Source organism: Mesorhizobium sp. ESP6-5, assembly GCF_020164695.1.
Taxonomy (GTDB): Bacteria; Pseudomonadota; Alphaproteobacteria; order Rhizobiales; family Rhizobiaceae; genus Mesorhizobium; species Mesorhizobium australicum.
In genome coordinates this window covers 1-23,526 of record NZ_JAIUGR010000021.1, presented here as the reverse complement: position 1 = coordinate 23,526, position 23,526 = coordinate 1, and the positions used below count along the sequence as shown (strand labels likewise).

Genomic DNA, 23,526 nt, shown 5'->3' with positions numbered 1-23,526 from the left:
GTTTCCAATGCTCGTGAAATCACGCCCACCAGTTACCAGCTCCCTCCTCGGGATAGGACGCCGGTCCCTCGACAATTTTCGCGACACCCTGCGGATCGCAAGGCGGCGCCTCGCCGTTCGGCCCGCTCGCTATCCCAACATCTCATGGTGGGCGTGGGGACTGGTCTGGGTCTTTCTGACGGCAGCCGCCTTTGTTCGTCTCGATACGCCGGCGGGAGTAGCCCATGGCCAATGGTCGGCGGGTGCCGCCAGGCTTGCCGAATTCTTCACACAGTTCGGACTGGGCGGCTGGTATCTCATCCCGTCCGCGCTTCTGCTTGTCGCGGCCAATCTGACGGATTGGCGAAGCCTTTCGCGGCGCGCGCTGATGCTGGTCTACAGTTGGACTTGTCTGGCTTTTCTGGTGCTGAGCGCCGTTGGCCTGTCGGGCCTGACCGTCAATGTCTTGAAATATGCCATTGGCAGGGCGCGCCCGCTCTACTTCCAGGATTTTGGCGTCCTTGCACTCCACCCCTTTGCCTTCGATGCGCGCTTTGCCGGCTTTCCGTCCGGCCACGCCACGACGATGGGCGCCGTGTTCGGTATCCTGCTGCTTTTGTTTCCGCGGCGTTGGTATATCGCCCTTGTGGTCACCGGCTGCATCGCCTCGACCAGGATATTCGTCGGCGCGCACTATCCGAGCGACACCGTCGCCGGCTTCGGCCTCGGCTGTGCCTTCGCGGTGGCCTGCGGACTGGTCTTTGCCAGGCTCGGTTTCATCTTCCGGCCGGCAGCTTCAGGATTGCCGGTCCGCAAATCATCGTTCCGGCTTATTGCCCCAGAAAAATAAGTCGCTGCCGAACCGTATCGTGGCAAGCCAAATGGCGAGGAGCGGACATTGTCCGCCCGCTCATAGCCCCACGAACACGCCTGGCCAGATGTCTTAACGCAGCCGCTTCGGCCTCGGATCGGACAATTCTCCCGCCAGCCGTCGATCGAGATAATCGGAGCATTCCTCGATCAAGAGATCGGCGTCGTTGGCGAAAAAGTGGTTGGCGCCGGGCAGGGTCTTCTGCGTGATGGTGATGCCCTTCTGCGTATGCAGCTTGTCGACCAGGCCCTGCACATCCTTCGGCGGCGCCACCTTGTCGGCGTCGCCATGAATGATCAGGCCCGAAGACGGGCAGGGCGCCAGGAAGGAAAAATCATAGGTGTTGGGCTGCGGTGCGATCGAGATGAAGCCCTCGATCTCGGGCCGGCGCATCAGCAGCTGCATGCCGATCCACGAACCGAAGGAATAGCCGGCGACCCAGCAGCTCTTGGAATCCGGATGCAGCGACTGCACCCAGTCGAGTGCCGCCGCCGCGTCCGACAACTCGCCGGTTCCATGGTCGAACTCGCCCTGGCTGCGGCCGATGCCGCGAAAATTGAAGCGCAGCGTGGTGAAATCACGCTTCTGGAACATGTAGAAGAGGTCGTAGACGATCTTGTTGTTCATCGTGCCGCCGAACTGCGGGTGCGGATGCAACACGATGGCAATCGGCGCGCTCTTTTCCCGCGAGGGCTGGTAGCGTCCCTCCAGGCGGCCGGCCGGACCGGTGAAAATGACCTCAGGCATGAAATACTCCACGTGACATACAAGTGCGCGGTGCCCGGAAAACTGTTCCTCTGGCCCCGCTTCCACAGACCTTGACGCAGGGCGAGCGTCTTCATAGAAGCTAGTTTAGAATTGTTCAAAACTGGGTGACCGAAACGCAATCGCCCGGTCGCCCTCGCCGCAAGCCGCGTAAATAGGACGGCTTGCCTTGGAATTTCAAGGAAATAACGCCATACGTCGGCGGAATGGCTTCTGACGGGAAGAACTGGACAAAAATGGCCGCGAGACGCGCCTATCTCGACTATAATGCCAGTGCGCCGCTGCTTTCAGCGGCGCGCGAGGCCATGGTCGCTGCGTTTGATGCGGCCAACCCTTCTTCGGTCCATGCCGAGGGGCGCGCCGCGCGCAGGCTCGTCGACAATGCCAGGCGCGACGTGGCGGCACTGGTCAACGGCAAGGCCGAACATGTCGTCTTCACTTCGGGTGCGACCGAGGCCGCCTCGGCGCTTCTGACGCCGGACTGGCGGATGGGGCGCGGCGCCATTCGCATGAGCCGGCTCTACGTGTGCGAGGCCGACCATCCGTGCCTGCTGAATGGCGGACGTTTCCCGGCAAGCCAGGTAACGCGGATCGGTGTCGACGCCGATGGCATCGTCAACCTCGACGCCTTGACCGCGGCGCTCGCCGGCCACGACAAGGCCGACGGTCTGCCGCTGGTGGCGATCCATGCCGCCAACAACGAAACCGGTGTCATCCAGCCGATCGATCGCATTGCCGAAATCGTCAAGGCGGAGGGCGGCATTCTTGTCGTCGATGCCGTGCAGGCCGCTGGCCGCGTCTCGATCGACATGGCGGCTGGATACGCCGACTATGCAATTCTATCCTCACACAAGATCGGCGGCCCCCAGGGCGCCGGTGCCATCGTCGCCGCGGCCGACCTGATGATGCCGACGCCGCTGATCAATGGCGGCGGCCAGGAAAAAGGCCACCGTGGCGGCACCGAGAACCTGCCTGGCATTGCCGGGTTTGGCGCCGCTGCACGAGAAGCCCTGGCCGGACTGAAGGCCGTCGGTGCCGTGCGGCAGCGTCGCGATGAGGCCGAAGCCATCCTGAAGACGCTGGTGCCGGACGTGGAAATCTTCGGAACGGGCGCGCCAAGGCTTGCCAACACGACATTCTTCGCTATTCCCGGCATCAAAGCCGAAACCGCTCAGATCGCCTTCGATCTGGCAGGCGTGGCGCTTTCCGCCGGATCCGCCTGCTCGTCGGGCAAGGTCGGGCCGAGCCATGTGCTGAAGGCCATGGGGCACGGCGACAGCCTTGGTGCCCTGCGCGTCTCGGTCGGTGCCGCGACCGCCGCCGAGGACATCGAACTGTTCCGCGCCGCGCTGGCAAGCATTGCCGCGCGTCGGGCGGGTAGAGAGAAGGCCGCCTAGCGGTTGGAGCAATCGGACCGGAGAATCCGATGCTTGAGAAAAACGGATTTGGGCCTTTCGGCCTGGTAGAGCCGTGCGTTTCATGCTGGCCGGGTGAATTTCCGGTGGAGGCGCACTATATTGAACTTACGCTGCCGCGGATGCTGCTCGGGCGTCCATTTGGCGGTGCCATAGTTTGAAAACTGTCGGGCCTTGACCCCGGCGTGGATGGAGAACGCTTATGCCTGCTGTGCAGGACACGATCGATCGGGTCCGAAAGATCGACGTCGACCAATACAAATACGGATTCCAGACCGAGATCGCCGTCGACAAGGCTCCCAAGGGCCTGAGCGAAGACATTATCCGTTTCATCTCGGCCAAGAAGGACGAACCGTCCTGGATGCTGGAATGGCGCCTCGAAGCCTATCGGCGCTGGCTGACGCTGGAAGAGCCGACCTGGGCGCGCGTCAACTACCCCAAGATCGACTTCCAGGACATCTACTATTACGCGGCGCCCAAGAGCACGCCCGGACCGACTTCGCTCAGCGACGTCGATCCTGAGATCTTGAAAGTCTACGAGAAACTCGGCATTCCGTTGAAGGAGCAGGAGATCCTCGCAGGCGTCCAGAAGACCGACGCCTCGGAGTTCGAGGAAGCCAGCGACAACGTCTACAAGTCGGGCCGCGTCGCCGTCGACGCCGTGTTCGATTCCGTGTCCGTCGTTACCACCTTCAAAAAGGAACTGGCGCAGGCCGGAGTCATCTTCTGCTCGATCTCCGAAGCCATCCGCGAGCATCCCGAACTGGTGCAGAAATATCTCGGTTCGGTCGTGCCGACCTCCGACAATTACTACGCCACACTGAATTCGGCCGTATTCACGGACGGGTCCTTCGTCTTCGTGCCGAAGGGGGTGCGCTGCCCGATGGAGCTGTCGACCTATTTCCGCATGAACGAGAAGAACACCGGACAGTTCGAGCGCACGCTGATCATCGCCGAGGAGGGGGCCTACGTCTCCTATCTCGAGGGCTGCACGGCGCCGCAACGCGACGAGAACCAGCTTCATGCGGCGGTGGTCGAACTGGTCGCGCTCGACGATGCCGAGATCAAATATTCGACGGTACAGAACTGGTACCCCGGCGACGCCGAGGGCAAGGGCGGCATCTACAATTTCGTCACCAAGCGCGGCGACTGCCGAGGCCACCGATCGAAGATCTCGTGGACGCAGGTCGAGACCGGCTCGGCAATCACCTGGAAGTATCCAAGCTGCATCCTTCGCGGCGACGATTCCTCGGGCGAATTCTATTCGATCGCGGTGTCGAACGGCTATCAGCAGGTCGACAGCGGCACCAAGATGATCCATCTCGGCAAGAACACGTCGAGCCGCATCATCTCCAAGGGCATCGCCGCCGGCTTCTCGCAGAACACCTATCGCGGCCAGGTCTCGGCGCACCGCAAGGCGACCAATGCCCGCAACTTCACCAACTGCGACAGCCTGCTGATCGGCGACCAGTGCGGCGCGCACACCGTGCCTTATATGGAAGCCAAGAACTCCACGGCGCAGTTCGAGCATGAGGCGACCACGTCGAAGATTTCCGAGGACCAGAAATTCTATGTCATGCAGCGCGGCATTCCCGAGGAGGAAGCCATCGCGCTGATCGTCAACGGCTTCGTCAAGGACGTCATCCAGCAACTGCCGATGGAGTTCGCCGTCGAGGCGCAGAAGCTGATCGGCATCTCGTTGGAAGGCTCGGTGGGCTGACCAGCCCAGATAAATATTCAGGAAACAAAGAATGCTTGAGATCAAGAACCTGCATGCTCGCATCGTCGATGACGGCACCGAGATCATCCGCGGCCTGAACCTGACGGTGAAAGCCGGCGAGGTCGCCGCGATCATGGGCCCGAACGGCTCGGGCAAGTCGACCCTGTCCTACATCCTTGCCGGCCGCGAGGACTATGAGGTGACCGAGGGCGACATCCTCTACAACGGCCAGTCGATCCTCGAAATGGATCCGGCCGAGCGCGCTACGTCAGGAATTTTCCTCGCTTTCCAGTATCCGATGGAGATACCGGGCGTCGCGACCATGGAATTTCTCAAGGTGGCCATGAACGAGCAGCGCAAGGCGCGTGGTGAAGAGCCGCTGAAAATCCCGGAATTCCTCAAGCGCGTGAAGGAAGCCGCCGCCTCGCTCAGCATGGACATGGCGATGCTGAAGCGGCCGCTCAATGTCGGCTTCTCCGGCGGCGAGAAGAAGCGTGCCGAGATCCTGCAGATGAAGCTGCTGGAGCCGAAACTCTGCGTGCTCGACGAGACCGATTCCGGCCTCGACATCGATGCGCTGAAGATCGTCTCCGATGGCGTCAACGCGCTGCGCGCGCCGGACCGGGCGTTCCTGGTCATCACCCACTACCAGCGCCTGCTCGAGCACATCGTGCCCGACAGCGTGCACGTGCTCTACAAGGGCCAGGTCATCAAGTCGGGCGACAAGTCGCTGGCGCTCGACCTTGAAGCCAATGGCTATGCCGGCGTGATCGGCGAAGCCGCGTGAGATGCCAGGTCATTTTGTGCCAAAAGACGGGGCAAAGCTGATGAATATGCACACACAACCGCAGCGCACACCGGCCGAGACCGCGTTGATCGACGCGTTCGGCGACCGGCTGTCGCTGTTGCCGGGCGACGGCGCGGTGATGCTGAAGCGCGACGATGCCATCGAAGCGATCAAGCACGGCTTGCCGACGCGACGCATCGAATCCTGGCATTATACCGACCTGCGCCGTCTTTTGAACGCGGTGCCGGAGTTCGACCCGGCCGCCACGGCGAAAGCCATCGCGCCAATCGTCGACGGTTCGACGGTTCTGAGCCTGTCGAACGGCGTATCGAGTGCCAAGGCGCCAGTTGTCGAAGGCGTCAGCGTCCAGCGCCTGTCGGAAAAGCTGATTGACGGCAGCATCGCGCCGGGCCTCGATCCCTATGGCAATGACGATGCCATCGGTGCGCTGAACACGGCTTTCGTCGCCGACGGCTACTTTGTCGACATCGCCGATGGCGCCGAACTGGAAAAACCGATCGAGCTGCAGAATTTGCAGGCCGGCGGCCAGACCCATGTGCGCTTGGCCGTTCGCATCGGCGACGGCGCCAAGGCCGTCATCGTCGAGCGTCAGGCGGGCGAGGGCGCGGCGCTGGTCAGTTCTGTCAGCCAACTCGTGCTCGGCGAGGGCGCCGAGGTAACGTGGCTGATCGTGCAGGAACAGCCGGAGACGGCGACGCATCTGGCACAGTTCAAGGCCCATATCGGCAAGAACGCGAAACTGACGCTGTTCGTCATGAACGCCGGCGGCAAGCTTGTGCGCCAGGAGATCATGGTCAAGACGACAGGTGAGGGCGCCGACTTCCAATTGCGCGGCATCAACCTGCTCGCCGGCGACACCCACACCGACGTGACCATGGTGCTCGACCACGCCGTGCCGCACACGACCTCGACGGAGATCGTCCGCAACGTGGTGACGGGCAAGGCACGTGGCGTCTTCCAGGGCCGCATCAACGTCCATCAATATGCGCAGAAGACCAACGCCAAGATGGCCTGCAACACGCTGTTGCTGTCCGACGATGGCGAGTTCTCGACCAAGCCGGAGCTCGAAATCTTCGCCGATGACGTCGTCTGCGGCCACGGCGCGACGGTGACCGAGATCGACCACGACCATCTGTTCTACCTGATGGCGCGCGGCGTCGACGAAAAGAGCGCACGCGGTCTGCTGGTCAAAGCCTTCGTCGCCGAGGTGATCGAGGAACTGGACGACGAGACGATTGTCGAGGCGCTGGAAGCGAAGCTCGACGAGTGGTTTGTGACGCACGGGTGAAGCTGATGAACGCACCGGGCAAGATTGGAGATTTCTACGACGTCGAGGCGATCCGCCGCGATTTCCCGATCCTGTCGCGCGAAGTCTACGGCAAGAAGCTGGTCTATCTCGACAATGGCGCCTCGGCGCAGAAGCCGCGGGTGGTGCTGGACACGATCCAGCACGCCTATTCCCAGGAATACGCCAACGTCCATCGCGGCCTGCATTTCCTTTCCAATGCCGCAACCGACGCTTACGAAAAGGCGCGGGAAACGGTGCGCCGCTTTCTCAATGCGCCAAGCACCGACAACATCGTCTTCACCTCCAACACCACGTCGGCCATCAACACCGTCGCCTATGGCTATGGCATGCCCAATATCGGCGAGGGCGACGAGATCGTGCTGTCGATCATGGAGCACCACTCCAACATCGTGCCCTGGCACTTCATCCGCGAGCGGCAGGGCGCCAAGCTGGTCTGGGTGCCGGTCGACGATCTCGGCGTCTTCCACATCGAGGAATTCGAAAAGCGGCTGACCGATCGCACTAAACTCGTGGCCATCACGCAAATGTCGAACGCGCTGGGCACGGTGACACCGATCAAGGAGATCGTGCGCATCGCGCATTCGCGTGGAATTCCGGTGCTTGTCGACGGCAGCCAGAGCGCGGTGCACATGCCGATCGACGTGCAGGATCTGGATTGCGATTTCTTCGTCTTCACCGGCCACAAGGTCTATGGCCCCTCGGGCATCGGCGTGCTCTACGGCAAGAAGGATAGTCTCGCCGGCATGCGGCCGTTCATGGGCGGCGGCGAGATGATCGAGGAGGTGACGGAAGACATCGTCACCTACAACGAGCCGCCGCATCGCTTCGAGGCCGGCACGCCGCCGATCGTCCAGGCGATCGGACTGGGCGCCGCGCTCGACTACATGGACTCTGTCGGTCGTGAGCGCATCGCCGCGCATGAGGAAGACTTGAAGACCTACGCCCACGAGCGCCTGCGCGCCATCAACTCGCTGCGCATCTTCGGCGATGCGCCCGGCAAGGGCGCCATCATCTCCTTCGAGCTGCAAGGCATTCATGCCCATGACGTGTCGATGGTGATAGACAGGCAAGGCGTGGCGGTCCGTGCCGGCACCCATTGCGCCCAGCCGCTGTTGAAACGCTTTGGCGTAACCTCCACATGCAGGGCATCGTTCGGCATGTATAATACCAGGGCAGAAGTCGACGCTTTGGCCGAGGCGCTTGAAAAAGCGCGCAAATTCTTCGGATGACGATTTTTTTCGGGTGACGACCATGGATGATGTGAGCACCACCACCGAAGCTACGCCGGAAAACTCCGGCAACAGCGTCGTTTCCGCCTCGGCCATCCCCGCCGATGAACTGGCGCGGCTGACCGACGATATCGTCTCGGCGCTGAAGACGGTCTACGATCCGGAAATCCCGGCCGATATCTACGAGCTTGGCCTCGTCTACAAGATCGACGTCGAGGACGACCGCTCGGTCAAGATCGACATGACGCTGACCGCGCCTGGCTGCCCGGTGGCCGGCGAAATGCCCGGCTGGGTTGAAAATGCCGTCGGCGCGGTCGAGGGCGTCTCCGGCGTCGAGGTCAACATGACTTTCGATCCGCCCTGGACGCCCGACCGCATGTCCGAAGAGGCGCAGGTGGCGGTGGGCTGGTACTAGCGCCGCACCTGGCACACTTGCGCCGGTGGTAAAACTTCACCATTTTAGGTGAGGAATCATTCGGCAGGCCTTGAACCTGCATGGAATGGAGAAGGAAAAACATGGGACGCTTTGCCGTCATCACGATGACCGATAAGGCCGCCGACCGGGTGCGCGAGATCGTCGCCACGCGCGAAAACGCGCATGGCATCCGCCTTGGCATCAAGAAGGGCGGCTGCGCCGGCATGGAATACACGGTCGATCTGGTGACCGAGCCCAACACCAAGGACGACCATATCGAGCGCGACGGCGCGCATGTCTATGTCGCGCCGGAAGCCGCCCTGTTTCTGTTCGGCACCGAGATGGATTTCGAGCAGACGACGCTGCGCACCGGTTTCACCTTCCACAACCCGAACCAGAGTTCGGCCTGCGGCTGTGGCGAATCGGTCGAACTGAAGCCGGCCGATCTCAAGGCGCTGGCCGAGGCACGCGCTTCGGCCTGATCTTCCTTCGCCCCGTAGACGGGGCGAAGAAAGCTACTCCACCCACATACCCGTCCGCTTGTGCCAGTCCGCGATCGATTCCTCGGGATAGACGTCGAACGTCTTGTCGCCCTTGCCGATCTCAGGCTCGACCCAGTTCGCCTTGTATTTCAGCATCAGATGCACTTTTTCGGGTGGTTTCGGCAGGTCGCTGTCGATCGCCGAGGCGAAGGGATGCACCAGCTCCGGCCAGGTTGGGTCGTAGAGCCAGAGCGCCGACCCGCATTTGCGGCAAAAATTGCGCTCCCCGGTCGATATCTCGCAGTGGGGATGCTCGTCATCCTCGATCTCGGCGCGATAGACGCCGAGATTGCTCTTGCCTCTGATGTTCAGCGTCTCGTAGGCGGCGCCGAGATTGATGGCGAAACCGCCGCCGCCCTGCTGCTTGCGGCAGATCGAGCAGTAGCACAGCATGAACGGCACAGGCGTGTGGCTTTCCACCTCGAAACGCACGGCGTTGCAGCGACAGGACCCCTTGAGCAGCACAGGCATGGCAAAAACTCCGACAGGATAGCCACAACCTGTCAGCATGATTTTGGTTGCGGCGATGACAAGGGCAAATGCCGGTGACATGATCGCGGCATGGACAATGAGCGCATCGCAGAACTGTTCGAGGGCCTCGGTCCGGTCAGCATCCGAAAATTATTCGGCGGCAAAGGCATCTATTTCGATGGCGTCATCGTCGCCATCGTGCTGCGCGGCGAATTGCTGCTGAAAGCCGACGCGCAGAGCGCATCGGAGTTCGAAGCCGCGGGCTGCCGGCAATGGACCTACACCGGCTCTCGCCACGGCAAGCTTGTCGCCATGCCCTATTGGAGCATTCCCGACAGCGCTTTCGACGATCCCGACGAAATGACGGTGTGGGCGCGACGCGCCTACGAAGCTGGGCGGCGGGCAGGGAAGTAGGCTCCCGCCAGCGCGAGACCACCCCCTCATCCGGCCGCTTCGCGACCGCCTTCTCCCCGGCGGGGAGAAGAGGTTTGCGTTGAGGCCGCAAGTTCCTCTCCCCTCGGGGAGAGGTCGGATTGCCCCGAATTGCTCTTTGCAATTCGGTCTTGGTAATCCGGGTGAGGGGGACTTTCTTGGCAGTCCCTACAGCGCCTTGGCGATCTCAGCCGCCAGCCTTGCATTGTTCTCGACCAGCGCGATGTTGGTCTTGAGGCTGCGGCCGCCGGTCAACTCCAGGATTTTTCCCAGCAGGAACGGCGTCACGGCCTTGCCGGTCACGTTGAGCCCCTCGGCCGCCTTTTGCGCGGCTTCGATGTAGCCCGCCATCTCCTCGGCCGGGATTTCCTGGTTCTCCGGCACGGGATTGGCAATCAGCATGCCGCCGCCCAAGCCCAGAGCCAGGCGTGTCCGGTAGAAATGCGCGATATCTTCCGCTCCGTGCAAGGTCAAGGGCGCTCGGAACGGTGACTGCCGCGACCAGAAGGCCGGCATCGTCTCGCAGCCATGGCCGACCACGGGCACGCCGCGCGTCTCCAGCACTTCCAGCGTCTTTTCGATGTCGAGGATCGCCTTGGCGCCGGCCGAGACGACGATCACCGGTGTACGCGCCAATTCATCGAGGTCGGCCGAGATGTCGAAGCTCTTTTCCGCCCCCTTGTGCACGCCGCCAATGCCGCCGGTGGCGAACACCTTTATCCCGACCATGTCAGCCGCGATCATGGTGGCGGCGACCGTGGTGCCACCGGTGCGGCCCTGCGCGACGGCGAAGGCGAGATCGGCGCGCGACAGCTTCATGGCGTCACCGGTCATCGCCAGCGATTCGCGTTCGCCGTCCGAAAGCCCGATCTTGATGCGGCCGTTGACCACCGCGATGGTTGCCGGCACGGCGCCGCCGTCAGCGATGATCTTTTCGACGTTGGCCGCCATGGCGCCATTGTCGGGATAGGGCATGCCATGGGTGATGATGGTGCTTTCGAGCGCCACCACCGGGCGCCCGGCGGCCAGGGCCTGCGCCACCGGTGCGTGGATATCGATGAAGGGGCGGGCGATCTCTGGCGTCATCTCTGATCTCCAATCCGGAGTGCGGCGCATCCATCAGGAAAGCGTAGCTTCACCGCGCGTTATGAACTTGCCGGGTCTCATGCCACTTCCCTGGCATCCGGCACAAGGGCCAGCGCTTCCGCGAAGCTCGCCGCGGTGAATTCGGGCACCGCGTCGGCGCTTTCGATGGCCAGCGTTGCCGCGGCGACGCCCTCGCGCACGGCGTGGCGCAGCGGCTGGCCCCGCAGCAGTGCTGCGACCGTCGCACCTGCCAGCGCGTCGCCGGCGCCGGTGACATCGGCGACTTTTCTGGGGGCAGGCGGCAGGATCGAAAAGGCGCCTGTCTCGTCGAAACCCAGCACAGGGCCGCTGCCGGCCGTGACCACGCCGCTGGCAAGGCCGCTGCACCGCAACCCGTCGACCATTTCCCGCTCGGCGGCCGCTGCATTGACACCGGCCAGCACGACGGCCTCTCGCCGGTTCATGAAGAGCTGGGCCAGCCCGCCGAGAACCGGTATCAGCCGCGTTACCTTCGCCGGCGAAATCGCGATGGCGAAAACCGGTTTGCCGGCGGCGAGCGACAGCAGCCGCTCCAGGGCGGCCGACGGCAAATTGGCGTCGCACAGGATGGCATCGGCGGCGGCCACCTCCTGGCGTATCTTGGAACGCCTGATCTGCTTGGGAAAAGCCAGGTCGTACAGTGCCATGTCGGCAAAGCCGACGATCAATTCGCCCTCGCGATCGATCAATGCCGTGTAGCTCGGCGTGGTACGGTCGAGGAACACCGCCGAAAGATCGGCGATGCCTGCCTCGGCGATGGCCCGTGAAACCGTATCGGCCGACGCATCGCCGCCCCGCATCGACACCAGGGAGGCCGACACGCCGCGCCGCACCATGCTGCGCAACGCATTGAAGACGCCCCCGCCGACATCCTCGCGCATCGTGCCAGGATTGGAGGCTGCCGGCACATAGGGACCGTACACCTGGCCACGCCGGTCGATATGGGCGCCGCCCACGGCCAGGATCTTCGGGGATTCCACCATGGTGGCGATATGACCTTTGTTGTTGCGGCCGCACAAGCGCTAGAGTGCGCGACAGAGCTTCGCATGCTGGTCGGCGATTCGGTCGGGCGCTACGATCGAGCCGTCTGGCCCAATGCGGAGCCCGTTCGTGCCCGGGTTTGCGAGACAAAAAAAGAACAAACCGCGATATCCTTTGTTTTTCAGTTGGTTGTCACCCCTTGCCAAATGAGAACAAAAAAGGTACAAAATGGCAGGGATTACGGATTGTCCGGCCTTCATTGACGACCAAGGGGTGATGTATCATGGCTCAGAATTCTTTGCGGCTGGTAGAGGATAAGGCAGTGGACAAATCAAAGGCTCTGGATGCGGCGCTGTCGCAAATCGAGCGGGCTTTCGGCAAGGGCTCGATCATGCGGCTCGGCGCCAACGAGCAGGTCGTCGAGATCGAAACGGTGCCGACCGGCTCGCTCGGCCTCGACATCGCGCTCGGCGTCGGTGGCTTGCCGCGCGGCCGTATCATCGAGATCTATGGGCCGGAAAGCTCCGGTAAGACGACCCTGGCCCTGCACACCGTGGCTGAAGCCCAGAAGAAGGGCGGCATCTGCGCCTTCGTCGATGCCGAACACGCGCTCGATCCGGTCTACGCCCGCAAGCTCGGCGTCGATCTTGAAAACCTGCTGATCTCGCAGCCCGACACCGGCGAGCAGGCGCTCGAGATTTGCGACACGCTGGTGCGTTCCGGCGCCATCGACGTGCTGGTGGTCGATTCGGTGGCGGCGCTGACGCCGCGTGCCGAGATCGAGGGCGAGATGGGCGATTCGCTGCCGGGTCTGCAGGCCCGCCTGATGAGCCAGGCGCTGCGCAAGCTGACCGCGTCGATCTCGCGCTCCAACACCATGGTCATCTTCATCAACCAGATCCGCATGAAGATCGGCGTCATGTTCGGTTCGCCCGAAACCACGACCGGCGGCAACGCGCTGAAATTCTACGCTTCGGTTCGCCTCGACATCCGCCGTATCGGCTCGGTCAAGGATCGTGACGAGGTCGTCGGCAACCAAACCCGCGTCAAGGTGGTCAAGAACAAGTTGGCGCCGCCCTTCAAGGTGGTCGAGTTCGACATCATGTATGGCGAGGGCGTCTCCAAGACCGGCGAACTGGTCGACCTCGGCGTCAAGGCCGGCGTGGTCGAGAAATCGGGCGCCTGGTTCTCCTATAATTCGCAGCGTCTCGGCCAGGGCCGCGAGAATGCGAAACTGTTCCTGCGCGACAATCCCGATACCGCGCGCGAGATCGAGCTAGCGCTCAGGCAGAATGCCGGATTGATCGCCGAAAAGTTCCTCGAAAATGGTGGCTCCGAGGGCAATGGCGAAGACGGTTTTGAGGACGAAGCCGGCGCGATGTAGGCAACGGTCAGAATTTGGCCATAAATCCAGACTATTAGTCAATGCTTAAGTAACAGAGTTCTGTAGTACCGCGTTCCAAACCGCCGGCCTTCGCGCCGGCGGTTTTCGTTTGGGCGGCCCCGCAAGTGCCGGTGCAAAGCGCGAATTGGCCCAATTCCGTGTTTCTGGACAGGGTCAAGAGCTACGGCTAAAAGGCCAGCTCCATCTTCTAGAAAATATAGAGCCATCTCCCGCCGGTCCGGCCGGCGGCTCTCTTGAAAAGGCAGTATCCATGAGTGGCGTCAACGAGATCCGGTCGACCTTTCTCGACTATTTCCGCAAGGAAGGCCACGAGGTCGTGGCCTCGAGCCCGCTCGTGCCGCGCAACGATCCGACATTGATGTTCACCAATGCCGGCATGGTGCAGTTCAAGAATGTCTTCACCGGTTTGGAGAAGCGGCCCTATTCGCGCGCCACCACAGCCCAGAAAAGCGTCCGCGCCGGCGGCAAGCACAACGATCTCGACAATGTCGGCTATACCGCGCGCCACCTGACCTTTTTCGAGATGCTCGGCAATTTCTCCTTCGGTGACTATTTCAAGGAGCGCGCCATCGAGCTTGCCTGGAATCTCATCATCAGGGAGTTCGGGCTGAAGAAGGACAAGCTGCTGGTCACTGTCTATCACACAGACGACGAGGCGGCTGGCTTCTGGAAGAAGATCGCCGGTTTCTCCGACGGTCGCATCATCCGCATCCCGACCTCGGACAATTTCTGGGCGATGGGCGACACCGGTCCTTGCGGACCATGCTCGGAAATCTTCATCGATCGTGGCGAGCACATCTGGGGTGGACCTCCCGGCAGTCCCGAGGAAGACGGCGATCGCTTCCTCGAATTCTGGAACCTGGTGTTCATGCAGTATGAGCAGGTGACGAAAGAGGAGCGCGTCGACCTGCCGCGCCCGTCGATCGACACCGGCATGGGCCTGGAGCGCATGGCGTCCATCCTGCAAGGGGTGGAGAGCGTCTTCGAGACCGACCTGTTCCGTCATCTGATCGATGCGGCGTCCTCGGCACTTGGGCGCGCGCCCGACGCCGAAACGGTTGCGTCCTATCGCGTCATTGCCGATCATCTGCGCTCGTCCTCCTTCCTGGTCGCCGACGGCGTGCTGCCGTCGAACGAAGGCCGCGGCTATGTGCTGCGCCGCATCATGCGCCGCGCCATGCGCCATGCGCAGTTGCTGGGGGCGAACGAGCCGCTGATGTGGAAGCTGGTGCCGGCGCTGGTGCGCGAGATGGGCCAGGCCTATCCCGAACTGGCACGCGGCGAAACGATGATCGCCGAGACCCTGAAACTCGAGGAGACCCGTTTCCGCAAGACGCTGGTGCGCGGCCTCGGGCTGCTGTCCGAGGCGACGGAGAAGCTCGGCGCCGGCGACATGCTCGATGGCGAAACGGCATTCAAGCTCTACGACACCTATGGCTTCCCGCTCGACCTGACGCAGGACGCGCTGCGGCAGCGCAGCATCTCGGTCGACCTTGCCGGCTTCACCAATGCGATGGAGCAGCAGAAGGCGGAGGCGCGCAAGCACTGGGCCGGGTCCGGCGAGGCCGCCACCGAGACGGTTTGGTTCTCCGTGCGTGAAAAGACCGGCGCCACCGAATTCCTCGGCTACGAAACCGAGCAGGCGGAAGGCCTCATCGAGGCGCTGGTCAAGGACGGCAAGACCGTCGACAGCGCCGGCAAGGGCGATGCGGTCGCCGTGGTCGTCAACCAGACGCCGTTCTACGGCGAGTCCGGCGGCCAGATGGGTGACACCGGCATAATCTCGGGCGAGGGCTTCTCGATCGAGATTTCCGACACGCAGAAGAAGGCCGATGGCCTCTTCGTGCATCTCGGCAAGGTGGTCGCCGGCACGGTCAGGCCGGGTGCCGCGGTCGAACTTAAGGTCGATCATGCCAGGCGCTCCCGGCTGCGCGCCAACCACTCGGCGACGCACCTGATCCACGAGGCGTTGCGCGAGGTGCTGGGCACCCATGTCGCGCAGAAGGGTTCGCTGGTCGCACCCGAGCGTCTGCGCTTCGACATCTCGCACAACAAGCCGATCTCCGCGCAGGAGCTCGAAGAGGTCGAGCGCATGGCCAACGAGATCGTCGTGCAGAACGGCGCGGTGACCACGCGCCTGATGTCGGTCGATGACGCCATTGCCGAGGGCGCGATGGCGCTGTTCGGCGAGAAATACGGCGATGAGGTGCGCGTCGTGTCGATGGGCACGGGCCTGCATGGCGCCAAGGCCAACCGCCCTTATTCGGTCGAGCTCTGCGGCGGCACGCATGTCAAGGCGACCGGCGATATCGGCCTGGTGCGCATCGTCTCGGATGGTGCTGTCGCCGCCGGCGTGCGCCGCATCGAGGCGTTGACCGGCGAGGCCGCGCGCAGGCATCTCGATGAGCAGGACCGACGCCTGAAGACCACGGCGGCAACGCTTAAGATTTCGCCCGCAGATGTGCCAGCGCGCGTCGAAGCGCTGCTCGAAGAGCGCAAGAAGCTCGAGAAGGACCTGGCCGAAGCGCGCAAGAAATTGGCGCTGGGCGGCGGGTCGCCTGCCGATGCTCCTGCCGCCAACGAGATCGTCGCTGGCGTCGGCTTTCTCGGCAAGGCGGTGTCAGGTGTCTCGCCGAAGGACCTGAAGCCGCTGGCCGACGCGGGCAAGACTTCGTTGGGCTCTGGCGTCGTCGTGTTTGTTGGCACGGCTGAGGACAACAAGGCGAGCGTCGTGGTCGCTGTCACCGATGATCTCGTCGGCCGTTTCAGCGCCGTCGATCTGGTGCGCGTGGCCTCCGCCGCATTGGGCGGGCAGGGCGGCGGCGGCCGCCCCGACATGGCGCAGGCCGGCGGCCCGGATGCGTCGAAGGCCGATGATGCGATCGCGGCGGTGAGGGCGGCGCTCGAAGCAGCGTAGCTACCATGCGTGGGCCCAGGCGGGATCCTTTCTCTTGGGGCAGCGCTGCCCCTCATCTGGCTGCCGCCATTTTCTCCCCGTAGAACGGGGAGAAGGGCGCTTTCGTCGCGCCCTTCGCCAATCGCCCTCGTTGCAGAAGAGCGCCGGCAACGCGAGCAGCCTCTTTCTCCCCGTTCACGGGGAGAAATGCCCGCCAGGGCAGGGGCGGCGCGACGTCGAGGAAGCTCACCTCGAGTTATACGCTTTTTCGGTACGCACGAAGCTCGGGCGGCCAGCCATTCGCAAATACAAATCCCAGATGCCTGCAAACTGCGCCAGCAATCCCCGTCCTTCTGGAACCTTGACGAAGTAGCCGATGATCGGCGCCGCGTGCAGATCGGCCAGGGTCAGCTGGTCGCCGAGCAGCCAGGGCCCATCTTGCTTCAGCGAAGTCAGCGCCTTCAGCACCGTCTCGGCCTGCCGCAGGCCATCCGCGATCAAGCTCTCGTCGGGCACTTCTTTCTCCAGACGCTCGACCGCGACATCCCAGACCATCGCACGGTAGGCGTAGGCGTCGAGCATGCCGATGATCTGGTTCATCCTTGCGCGGCCGCGTGTGTCGGCGGGCTGCAGCGCCGGCCCGTCGAAAGCGTCGTCGATATAGCGCGCGATCGCACTCGCCTCGAACAGGCGGAACCCCTCATGCTCGAAGGCCGGGATGCGGCCGAAGGGATGGTGTTTGCCGTACCATGCCGGCGCGCCACCTTCTGCAAAGATGTCGACCGGCACGAGATCGTAGGCGATGCCTTTCTCCTCGAGCGCAAGCCGGACGATGCGTACATAGACGCTGTAATCCGCGCCGTAGACGACCGGCTTGCCCATTTGTCCGCGAGGCGGTTACGCCATCGCCTTCTGCAAATTCTCGTCGATCTTGTCGAGGAAGCCGGTGGTCGAGAGCCAGGGCTGGTCGGGGCCGATCAAGAGCGACAGGTCCTTGGTCATGAAGCCGCTCTCGACAGTCTGGATGCAGACCTTTTCCAGCGTCTCGGAAAAACGCTTCAGTTCGGCGTTGTCGTCGAGCTTGGCGCGGTGCGCGAGGCCTCGCGTCCAGGCGAAGATCGACGCGATCGAATTGGTCGAGGTTTCCTCGCCCTTCTGATGCTGGCGATAGTGGCGGGTGACGGTGCCGTGCGCGGCTTCCGCTTCGACGGTCTTGCCATCCGGCGTCATCAGCACCGAGGTCATCAGGCCGAGCGAACCGAACCCTTGCGCCACCGTGTCAGACTGGACGTCGCCGTCATAGTTCTTGCAGGCCCAGACATAGCCGCCCGACCATTTCAGGCTCGAGGCCACCATGTCGTCGATCAGGCGGTGCTCGTACCAAAGCTTCTTCGACTTGAACTCGGCCTCGAATTCAGCCTCGTAGACTTCCTGGAAAATATCCTTGAAGCGGCCGTCATAGGCCTTGAGGATGGTGTTCTTGGTCGACAGGTAGACCGGATAGTTGCGCAGCAGGCCGTAGTTCAGCGACGCCCGGGCGAATTCGCGGATGGACTCGTCGAGATTGTACATGGCCATGGCGACACCGGCGCCGGGCGCGTCGAACACGTCGTGCTCGATGACTTGGCCGTCCTCGCCGACGAACTTGATCGTCAGCTTGCCCTTGCCGGGAAAGCGGAAATCGGTGGCGCGATACTGGTCGCCGAAGGCGTGGCGACCGACGATGATTGGCTTGGTCCAGCCGGGCACCAGGCGCGGCACGTTCTTCATGATGATCGGCTCGCGAAAGATGGTGCCGCCCAAAATGTTGCGGATGGTGCCGTTCGGCGATTTCCACATCTTCTTCAGCTTGAATTCCTCGACGCGCTGCTCGTCGGGGGTGATGGTCGCGCATTTCACGCCGACACCGTATTTCTTGATGGCGTTGGCCGAATCGATGGTCACCTGGTCGTTGGTGGCGTCGCGATGCTCGATGCCCAGGTCGTAATATTCGAGCTTGAGGTCGAGATAAGGGTGGATCAGCTTGTCCTTGATGAACTGCCAGATGATGCGGGTCATCTCGTCGCCGTCGAGTTCGACGACCGGGTTCGCCACCTTGATCTTCGCCATGGAAAGAATGCCTCGTTGCTGGGAATGGGACGGCCTTGCCCGCGTGGCGTCGGCCGGGGATGCCGCCCGTATATCAAAGCGCTTTTGGCCACGCAAACGGCGATCGGTCACGAATGTGAGCCCACGGCGCCGTCATTTGCGAATGCTTCATTTTCGCGGCCGAATATGGCAGGGGACGCTGAAATGCCGCAAACAGCAGTTCATTGACAATCATGCCCATTACCAAAGATCCCGATAACACCGCAGCCGGCCCGGCGATCATCCTTGTCGAGCCGCAACTCGGCGAGAATATCGGCATGGTCGCCCGCGCCATGGCCAATTTCGGACTGTCGGAGCTGCGCCTGGTCAATCCGCGCGATGGCTGGCCGAGCGAGAAGGCGCGTGCCGCCGCCAGCCGTGCCGACCACGTCATCGATGCCGTCAAGGTTTTCGACGATCTGGCCTCGGCACTTGCCGACCTGAACTTCGTCTTCGCCACCACCGCAAGGCAGCGCGACGGTTTCAAATCCGTGCGTGGACCGGTGGAGGCGGGCAGGATGCTGCGCGCCCGTCACGCAATGGGGCAACGCACCGGTATCCTGTTCGGTCGCGAGCGCTTCGGCCTCTACAATGACGAGGTCGGCCTCGCCGACGAGATCGTCACTTTCCCGGTCGATCCTGATTTCTCCTCGCTCAACATCGCCCAGGCGGCCTTGCTGATGTCCTACGAGTGGATGAAGTCGGGCCTGGAGGACGAGACCAGGACCAATTTTTCGGGGCCGGAGATGAAGCCTGCAAGCAAGGAAGAATTGCACGGCCTGTTCACCTATCTCGAAGGCGCGCTCGAGGCGCGCGGCTATTTCAGGCCGGCGCCGAAGAAGCCGAAAATGGTCGACAACCTCCGCGCCGTGCTGACGCGGGCAGGCTTTGCCGAGCCGGAGCTCAAGGTGCTGCGCGGCATCATCTCTTCGCTTGACCGGTTCTCGCCGGCGATGCCGCGCGGCGATGGGTCACCTGGCGATGACCCGAGGCGTTTGCCCGCGGCGGCGGCGCGCGCCCGCAAGGCGGAGGCGACTGGTCGGGCGCCGGACGCTAGCGGCGACGGCACGGACACGCCACTGCTCGGCGGCAAGGGAACCGACAATGACTGACCAGCCGATCCTGATGTTCGATTCCGGCGTCGGCGGTCTGACCGTGTTGCGCGAGGCACGCGTCCTGATGCCCGACCGGCGCTTTATCTATGTCGCCGACGATGCCGCTTTTCCTTTTGGCGCCTGGGAGGAGCCGGCCCTAAGAGAGCATATACTAGGATTATTCGCCAAACTGCTCGACCGCTTCGCGCCGGCCATCTCGGTTATCGCCTGCAACACCGCCTCGACACTGGTGATCGACGCGCTGCGCGAAAGATTTCTCGGCCATCCCTTCGTCGGCACGGTGCCGGCGGTTAAGCCGGCGGCCGAGCGCACGCGCTCCGGGCTGGTCTCGGTGCTGGCGACGCCGGGCACGGTGAAGCGCCAGTACACGCGCGACCTGATCAGCAAATGGGCGCAGAAATGCCATGTCCGCCTGGTCGGCAGCGACAGGCTGGCTGGCCTGTCCGAAGCCTATATGCGCCAGGGCTTCGTCGACGAAGAGGCCGTGCGCGCCGAGATCGAGCCATGCTTCATCGAGCGCGACGGCATGCGCACCGACATCGTCGTGCTGGCCTGCACGCACTATCCCTTTCTGGTCAATCGCATGCGCAAGACCGCTCCCTGGCCGGTCGACTGGATCGATCCGGCCGAGGCGATCGCACGGCGCGCCCTTTCGCTGCTGCCGCCGATCAATGGGGCGCTGCCGCAAGCCGAGCCTGATATCGCGGTTTTCACCTCGGGCAAGGCGGACTTCGCCGTCAGCCGCCTGATGCAGGGGTTCGGGCTGACCGTTCACTTGGACAGCGGCAAAGCCGCCCGCCACTCAAACAGGTTCGAAGACGATGCTGCGTTGATCCGGATCGGCCAGGACTAGCCTAAGCGTCAGACCATCACCCTGTCTGAGCCCCGAGGCCTTCACGGTGGCAACGACAGCCATGTCGGCAAGCTGAATGCGCACGCCATGGTCGACGAAGTCGGTGACGACGGCTTTGAACGTCTCGCCCTCGCGCCCCTCCAGCATTACCGCCTCGGCAAGGTCGATGGCCGCGTGGTTGATCTGCGAAGCGCGGCTATCCGCGCGTCCCATCGCCTTCGGCAACCTGGCAAACGCGTCGGTAACAGCCTGGGGCACGGGCTGGCCGTTGGCGATAGCCAGCGCGCAGCGCACGACATAACGATCGGCAAGGCGCCTCAGTGGGGCGGTTGCATGGGCATAGGTCGCGGCCATCGCCTCATGCCATGGGACAACGCCGTCCTGATACGGTTGATAGGATGCGCCGGGGCTTGCATGGCGGATTTCCAGCATCAGCGCCGCCTGATGCGGATCGGTCGGATCGAGGGTTCGCTGATAGTCCCGCAAGCTGGTCGAGGCCGGCCAGGACAGTCCGAGAGCCTGTGCTGCGTTGCGCAGCCTTTGAACCTTGAAGGCATCCGGCCCCGACATCACCCGAAAAAGGCCGGTATGATGCGCAAGCATGGCATCGGCGATCGCCATGTTGGCGGCCAGCGAAAGCGCGGCGTTGTCCTGCTCGGATTGCAGAAGCGGCCTGAACGAAAGCCGGAATGTGCCGTCGGTAAGCCTTTCCACCTCCTGCTCGGGTGGGTCGACGCGGGAAGCCCCACGGCGCCGCTCATTCGCCGCCATGCGCCGCGCCATTTCGGCGAAGCCGGCCGGGACATCGGAGGCCTTCACGCTGTCATAGGCGAGCTTCGCGCGGCTTTGAATGATTGCCCGCTCCGCGCCGTCCAGCTTCGTCGCGCCGTCCTGCGCAACCCGAACCGTGAAGATAGCAGCTGGACGGGGTCCATCCGGCAACAGGCTCGCCGCACCCTCGGCAATTACCGGCGGATAGAGCCCGGCCTTGCCGTCCGGCAAGTAAAGCGTCTCGCCCCGCGTCCAGGCTTCGCGATCGATCGCGTCGCCGTCCTCGACGAACCAGGCCACGTCGGCGATGGCGTAATGCAGCAGAAGATCGCCACCGCTCGCCTCGATCGAGAACGCCTGATCGAGATCGGTGGAAGCAGCCGGATCGAGCGTGACGAACGGCATTTCAGTTCGATCGGCATGCTGGTTGGGCACACGTTTGGCCGCCGCCTCCGCCGCGGCAAGCACATCGGCCGGAAATCCGTCCGGCACGTGGAATTCGGCGCGGATTTTCGCCAGTCCCGCGGAGAGAACCTGTGAGGGATCGGTCAGGGATTTCATTCAGCCGTCCTACACTGGGGTTCCGGACACGGGAAGGCTGCCGACGAAAATCGCCGAGCGCGGCCAAGGGTTGGCACCAGGCGGACGGGGAGCAGCGCCACTGGCGCTGGAACCGCCGCCGAAGCGTGGCGTTTCTCCTGACAGCAAAGGAGACTCGCCATGCCAGCCACTTCGAAAGCCCAGCAGAAAGCCGCCGGCGCCGCACTCTCCGCCAAACACGGCGAGACCAAGAAAAGCGAACTCAAGGGCGCCTCCAAGGGCATGTATGAATCGATGAATGAAAAGCAGCTCGAGGAATTCGCCGAGACGAAGCGCAAGGGATTGCCGGAGAAAAAATCCTAAGGATTGAGCGCTCGAGCCGGACTACCTTGGAATGAAAAAGGGCCAGCGACGTTCGCTGGCCCGGGAATTGTGGCGTTGAACAGTCTTACCAGCGGCAGCGCCGTACTCTCTCGACGATCACCCTGCGATGGCCATGCCGCCACACCACTCGCTTCTTCACGACGATGCGGCAGACCTGCTTGTGGCCGTGCCAATGACGCGCCATGGCCGGCTCAGGGGCCACCGCCATCGACCCGGCAAGCATCGCGGCCCCTGCCAGGGTAAGGAAAAACTTCTTCATGCAATTAAGCTCCTCTAGCTCCAGTCCCTTCCTGGTGCCGCTGGCGCAAACCTCCCGCCACATCGGCATCGCATCAACGCCTTGGACGCTATACGGTTGCGTTGCGCCGCGCCACTCACAAGCTTGACACCGGTTAAATCTCGGTTTAACCAGCCGCCAACGCCGGGCAGCGATGTCCGGTGTTTGTTTTGTATACGCAAGATCTGTCACGACAATCGTTTCCGATCTTGTTTGAACTGACGTGTCCCGTGGGTTTTCCGCCGCGTTGCGTGGGAAAACCCTGTCAGGTCTCGAAAACGGAGGCCAGAGGAGGGCGCGTTCCTTCACCCGGACCAAGAGGTGCCGGGTGTGTTGTTTTTGAAAGGGAATGCGATGAGCAAGCGCGAATCCGCGAAATACAAGATCGACCGCCGTCTCGGCGAAAACATCTGGGGCCGCCCCAAGTCCCCGGTTAACAAGCGTGAATACGGCCCCGGCCAGCATGGCCAGCGCCGCAAGGGCAAGCTTTCCGACTTCGGCCTGCAGCTCCGTGCCAAGCAGAAGCTGAAGGGCCACTACGGCGACGTGTCGGAAAAGCAGTTCCGCAAGGTCTATGAAGAGGCCGATCGCCGCAAGGGCGACACCTCGGAGAACCTGATCGGCCTGCTCGAATCGCGTCTCGACGCGGTTGTGTACCGCTCCAAGTTCGTGCCGACCATTTTCGCCGCCCGTCAGTTCGTCAATCACGGCCACGTCAACGTCAACGGCAAGCGCGTCAACATCGGCTCGTATCGCTGCAAGCCGGGCGATGTCGTCGAAGTGCGCGAAAAGTCGAAGCAGCTGGTGATCGTCCTGGAATCGGTTGGCCTCGCCGAGCGCGACGTGCCCGACTACATCGAAGCCGATCACAACAAGATGACCGCGACCTTCTCGCGCATCCCGGGCCTGGCGGACGTTCCGTTCGCCGTGCAGATGGAACCGAACCTGGTCGTCGAATTCTACTCGCGCTAAGCGAACGCTTTTTTGCGATACCGGAAAGGCCGCCCTCGAGGCGGCCTCAGACTGCTGACAAACCCCGTCAATTTTGGCGGGGTTTTGTTTTTATAGTTTGAATGGGCTGGTTATTTCGGTGTCG

At 62.9% G+C, this 23,526-nt stretch carries 24 protein-coding genes; 15 read left to right on the top strand and 9 right to left on the bottom strand.

Annotated elements, in window-relative coordinates; all coding sequences use genetic code 11:
- Positions 1-7: 7 nt before the first annotated feature.
- Entirely contained in the window at positions 8-829 is an 822-nt protein-coding gene (locus LB524_RS27290) for a phosphatase PAP2 family protein (protein WP_224531434.1), read from the top strand.
- Between the two features lie 93 nt (positions 830-922).
- On the opposite strand, the gene LB524_RS27285 is transcribed toward LB524_RS27290, so the two are convergent.
- On the bottom strand, positions 923-1,597 hold the full coding sequence (locus LB524_RS27285) for an alpha/beta hydrolase (RefSeq protein ID WP_015318172.1): 675 nt from the start codon (positions 1,595-1,597) through the stop codon (positions 923-925).
- A 254-nt stretch (positions 1,598-1,851) separates the two neighbouring features.
- On the opposite strand from LB524_RS27285, the gene LB524_RS27280 reads away from it, so the two are divergent.
- From LB524_RS27280 to sufC, 3 genes are all read left to right on the top strand, one after another.
- Positions 1,852-3,012 carry a cysteine desulfurase family protein gene (locus tag LB524_RS27280; protein WP_224531433.1) on the top strand — a complete coding sequence of 387 codons (1,161 nt, stop codon included), beginning with the start codon at positions 1,852-1,854 and terminating at the stop codon, positions 3,010-3,012.
- Between the two features lie 220 nt (positions 3,013-3,232).
- Positions 3,233-4,750 (top strand): Fe-S cluster assembly protein SufB, encoded by a 1,518-nt coding sequence (gene sufB, locus LB524_RS27275; protein ID WP_224531432.1) that lies wholly within the window; start codon positions 3,233-3,235, stop codon positions 4,748-4,750.
- Between the two features lie 31 nt (positions 4,751-4,781).
- Positions 4,782-5,537 carry a Fe-S cluster assembly ATPase SufC gene (gene sufC / locus LB524_RS27270; protein WP_015318168.1) on the top strand — a complete coding sequence of 252 codons (756 nt, stop codon included), beginning with the start codon at positions 4,782-4,784 and terminating at the stop codon, positions 5,535-5,537.
- Positions 5,538-5,747: 210 nt separating this feature from the next.
- On the opposite strand, the gene LB524_RS29155 is transcribed toward sufC, so the two are convergent.
- Positions 5,748-5,816, bottom strand: a complete 69-nt coding sequence (locus LB524_RS29155) for a hypothetical protein (RefSeq protein ID WP_411908821.1) — start codon at positions 5,814-5,816, stop codon at positions 5,748-5,750.
- Between LB524_RS29155 and sufD the strand changes: the two genes are divergently transcribed.
- The 4 genes from sufD to sufA all read left to right on the top strand — a co-directional run bounded on the left by sufD (position 5,815) and on the right by sufA (position 8,993).
- Positions 5,815-6,846 (top strand): Fe-S cluster assembly protein SufD, encoded by a 1,032-nt coding sequence (sufD, locus tag LB524_RS27260; protein ID WP_411909945.1) that lies wholly within the window; start codon positions 5,815-5,817, stop codon positions 6,844-6,846. The two genes, LB524_RS29155 and sufD, sit on opposite strands and share 2 nt — an antisense overlap.
- A 5-nt stretch (positions 6,847-6,851) precedes the next feature.
- Entirely contained in the window at positions 6,852-8,096 is a 1,245-nt protein-coding gene (locus LB524_RS27255) for a cysteine desulfurase (protein ID WP_140874126.1), read from the top strand.
- 22 nt (positions 8,097-8,118) lie between these two features.
- Positions 8,119-8,511, top strand: a complete 393-nt coding sequence (locus LB524_RS27250; protein WP_224531430.1) for an SUF system Fe-S cluster assembly protein — start codon at positions 8,119-8,121, stop codon at positions 8,509-8,511.
- 101 nt (positions 8,512-8,612) lie between these two features.
- Positions 8,613-8,993: a Fe-S cluster assembly scaffold SufA gene (sufA, locus tag LB524_RS27245; protein WP_140874124.1), complete on the top strand. Its 381-nt coding sequence runs from the start codon at positions 8,613-8,615 to the stop codon at positions 8,991-8,993.
- A 33-nt stretch (positions 8,994-9,026) separates the two neighbouring features.
- Here the strand turns inward: sufA and LB524_RS27240 are convergent, their stop codons facing one another.
- Positions 9,027-9,524, bottom strand: coding sequence for a GFA family protein (locus tag LB524_RS27240; protein WP_015318163.1), 498 nt, complete (start codon positions 9,522-9,524; stop codon positions 9,027-9,029).
- Positions 9,525-9,614: 90 nt separating this feature from the next.
- Between LB524_RS27240 and LB524_RS27235 the strand changes: the two genes are divergently transcribed.
- Positions 9,615-9,938 (top strand): TfoX/Sxy family protein, encoded by a 324-nt coding sequence (locus tag LB524_RS27235; protein WP_015318162.1) that lies wholly within the window; start codon positions 9,615-9,617, stop codon positions 9,936-9,938.
- Positions 9,939-10,124: 186 nt separating this feature from the next.
- On the opposite strand, the gene LB524_RS27230 is transcribed toward LB524_RS27235, so the two are convergent.
- Both LB524_RS27230 and LB524_RS27225 read right to left on the bottom strand, forming a co-directional pair.
- On the bottom strand, positions 10,125-11,042 hold the full coding sequence (locus LB524_RS27230) for a pseudouridine-5'-phosphate glycosidase (RefSeq protein ID WP_224531428.1): 918 nt from the start codon (positions 11,040-11,042) through the stop codon (positions 10,125-10,127).
- A gap of 77 nt (positions 11,043-11,119) precedes the next feature.
- Positions 11,120-12,064, bottom strand: coding sequence for a carbohydrate kinase family protein (locus LB524_RS27225; protein WP_015318160.1), 945 nt, complete (start codon positions 12,062-12,064; stop codon positions 11,120-11,122).
- 281 nt (positions 12,065-12,345) lie between these two features.
- Between LB524_RS27225 and recA the strand changes: the two genes are divergently transcribed.
- Both recA and alaS read left to right on the top strand, forming a co-directional pair.
- Positions 12,346-13,446 carry a recombinase RecA gene (gene recA / locus LB524_RS27220; protein WP_140787554.1) on the top strand — a complete coding sequence of 367 codons (1,101 nt, stop codon included), beginning with the start codon at positions 12,346-12,348 and terminating at the stop codon, positions 13,444-13,446.
- Positions 13,447-13,717: 271 nt separating this feature from the next.
- Positions 13,718-16,384: an alanine--tRNA ligase gene (gene alaS, locus LB524_RS27215; RefSeq protein ID WP_224531426.1), complete on the top strand. Its 2,667-nt coding sequence runs from the start codon at positions 13,718-13,720 to the stop codon at positions 16,382-16,384.
- 225 nt (positions 16,385-16,609) lie between these two features.
- On the opposite strand, the gene LB524_RS27210 is transcribed toward alaS, so the two are convergent.
- Positions 16,610-17,245, bottom strand: a complete 636-nt coding sequence (locus LB524_RS27210; RefSeq protein ID WP_224531424.1) for a glutathione S-transferase family protein — start codon at positions 17,243-17,245, stop codon at positions 16,610-16,612.
- Positions 17,246-17,260: 15 nt separating this feature from the next.
- Positions 17,261-18,472, bottom strand: a complete 1,212-nt coding sequence (locus LB524_RS27205) for an NADP-dependent isocitrate dehydrogenase (RefSeq protein WP_140617002.1) — start codon at positions 18,470-18,472, stop codon at positions 17,261-17,263.
- Between the two features lie 212 nt (positions 18,473-18,684).
- On the opposite strand from LB524_RS27205, the gene LB524_RS27200 reads away from it, so the two are divergent.
- Both LB524_RS27200 and murI read left to right on the top strand, forming a co-directional pair.
- Complete coding sequence (locus LB524_RS27200; RefSeq protein WP_224531422.1) at positions 18,685-19,602, top strand: RNA methyltransferase; 918 nt, start codon at positions 18,685-18,687, stop codon at positions 19,600-19,602.
- Positions 19,595-20,458 carry a glutamate racemase gene (gene murI / locus LB524_RS27195; RefSeq protein WP_224531420.1) on the top strand — a complete coding sequence of 288 codons (864 nt, stop codon included), beginning with the start codon at positions 19,595-19,597 and terminating at the stop codon, positions 20,456-20,458. The genes LB524_RS27200 and murI overlap by 8 nt, the downstream gene beginning before the upstream one ends.
- On the opposite strand, the gene LB524_RS27190 is transcribed toward murI, so the two are convergent.
- Positions 20,408-21,790 carry an RNB domain-containing ribonuclease gene (locus LB524_RS27190; RefSeq protein ID WP_224531418.1) on the bottom strand — a complete coding sequence of 461 codons (1,383 nt, stop codon included), beginning with the start codon at positions 21,788-21,790 and terminating at the stop codon, positions 20,408-20,410. The two genes, murI and LB524_RS27190, sit on opposite strands and share 51 nt — an antisense overlap.
- 159 nt (positions 21,791-21,949) lie before the next feature.
- Here LB524_RS27190 and LB524_RS27185 point away from each other — a divergent pair, with 159 nt between their 5' ends.
- On the top strand, positions 21,950-22,132 hold the full coding sequence (locus LB524_RS27185) for a DUF3008 family protein (protein ID WP_224531416.1): 183 nt from the start codon (positions 21,950-21,952) through the stop codon (positions 22,130-22,132).
- An 85-nt stretch (positions 22,133-22,217) separates the two neighbouring features.
- Here LB524_RS27185 and LB524_RS27180 read toward each other — a convergent pair whose 3' ends face one another.
- The gene (locus LB524_RS27180; RefSeq protein ID WP_224531413.1) at positions 22,218-22,412 is read right to left on the bottom strand and encodes a hypothetical protein; all 195 of its coding nucleotides are present in this window, start codon (positions 22,410-22,412) and stop codon (positions 22,218-22,220) included.
- A 372-nt stretch (positions 22,413-22,784) separates the two neighbouring features.
- Between LB524_RS27180 and rpsD the strand changes: the two genes are divergently transcribed.
- Complete coding sequence (rpsD, locus tag LB524_RS27175) at positions 22,785-23,402, top strand: 30S ribosomal protein S4 (protein WP_015318151.1); 618 nt, start codon at positions 22,785-22,787, stop codon at positions 23,400-23,402.
- Positions 23,403-23,526: the final 124 nt, after the last annotated feature.

What these genes read in the sequence shown, in the direction of transcription:
- LB524_RS27290 (WP_224531434.1), top strand. Translation starts at nt 8, where the DNA reads ATGCTCGTGAAATCACGCCCACCAGTTACCAGCTCCCTCCTCGGGATA.
- LB524_RS27285 (WP_015318172.1), bottom strand. Translation starts at nt 1,597, where the DNA reads ATGCCTGAGGTCATTTTCACCGGTCCGGCCGGCCGCCTGGAGGGACGC.
- LB524_RS27280 (WP_224531433.1), top strand. Translation starts at nt 1,852, where the DNA reads ATGGCCGCGAGACGCGCCTATCTCGACTATAATGCCAGTGCGCCGCTG.
- sufB (WP_224531432.1), top strand. Translation starts at nt 3,233, where the DNA reads ATGCCTGCTGTGCAGGACACGATCGATCGGGTCCGAAAGATCGACGTC.
- sufC (WP_015318168.1), top strand. Translation starts at nt 4,782, where the DNA reads ATGCTTGAGATCAAGAACCTGCATGCTCGCATCGTCGATGACGGCACC.
- LB524_RS27255 (WP_140874126.1), top strand. Translation starts at nt 6,852, where the DNA reads ATGAACGCACCGGGCAAGATTGGAGATTTCTACGACGTCGAGGCGATC.
- LB524_RS27250 (WP_224531430.1), top strand. Translation starts at nt 8,119, where the DNA reads ATGGATGATGTGAGCACCACCACCGAAGCTACGCCGGAAAACTCCGGC.
- sufA (WP_140874124.1), top strand. Translation starts at nt 8,613, where the DNA reads ATGGGACGCTTTGCCGTCATCACGATGACCGATAAGGCCGCCGACCGG.
- LB524_RS27240 (WP_015318163.1), bottom strand. Translation starts at nt 9,524, where the DNA reads ATGCCTGTGCTGCTCAAGGGGTCCTGTCGCTGCAACGCCGTGCGTTTC.
- LB524_RS27235 (WP_015318162.1), top strand. Translation starts at nt 9,615, where the DNA reads ATGGACAATGAGCGCATCGCAGAACTGTTCGAGGGCCTCGGTCCGGTC.
- LB524_RS27230 (WP_224531428.1), bottom strand. Translation starts at nt 11,042, where the DNA reads ATGACGCCAGAGATCGCCCGCCCCTTCATCGATATCCACGCACCGGTG.
- LB524_RS27225 (WP_015318160.1), bottom strand. Translation starts at nt 12,064, where the DNA reads ATGGTGGAATCCCCGAAGATCCTGGCCGTGGGCGGCGCCCATATCGAC.
- recA (WP_140787554.1), top strand. Translation starts at nt 12,346, where the DNA reads ATGGCTCAGAATTCTTTGCGGCTGGTAGAGGATAAGGCAGTGGACAAA.
- alaS (WP_224531426.1), top strand. Translation starts at nt 13,718, where the DNA reads ATGAGTGGCGTCAACGAGATCCGGTCGACCTTTCTCGACTATTTCCGC.
- LB524_RS27210 (WP_224531424.1), bottom strand. Translation starts at nt 17,245, where the DNA reads ATGGGCAAGCCGGTCGTCTACGGCGCGGATTACAGCGTCTATGTACGC.
- LB524_RS27205 (WP_140617002.1), bottom strand. Translation starts at nt 18,472, where the DNA reads ATGGCGAAGATCAAGGTGGCGAACCCGGTCGTCGAACTCGACGGCGAC.
- LB524_RS27200 (WP_224531422.1), top strand. Translation starts at nt 18,685, where the DNA reads ATGCCCATTACCAAAGATCCCGATAACACCGCAGCCGGCCCGGCGATC.
- murI (WP_224531420.1), top strand. Translation starts at nt 19,595, where the DNA reads ATGACTGACCAGCCGATCCTGATGTTCGATTCCGGCGTCGGCGGTCTG.
- LB524_RS27190 (WP_224531418.1), bottom strand. Translation starts at nt 21,790, where the DNA reads ATGAAATCCCTGACCGATCCCTCACAGGTTCTCTCCGCGGGACTGGCG.
- LB524_RS27185 (WP_224531416.1), top strand. Translation starts at nt 21,950, where the DNA reads ATGCCAGCCACTTCGAAAGCCCAGCAGAAAGCCGCCGGCGCCGCACTC.
- LB524_RS27180 (WP_224531413.1), bottom strand. Translation starts at nt 22,412, where the DNA reads ATGAAGAAGTTTTTCCTTACCCTGGCAGGGGCCGCGATGCTTGCCGGG.
- rpsD (WP_015318151.1), top strand. Translation starts at nt 22,785, where the DNA reads ATGAGCAAGCGCGAATCCGCGAAATACAAGATCGACCGCCGTCTCGGC.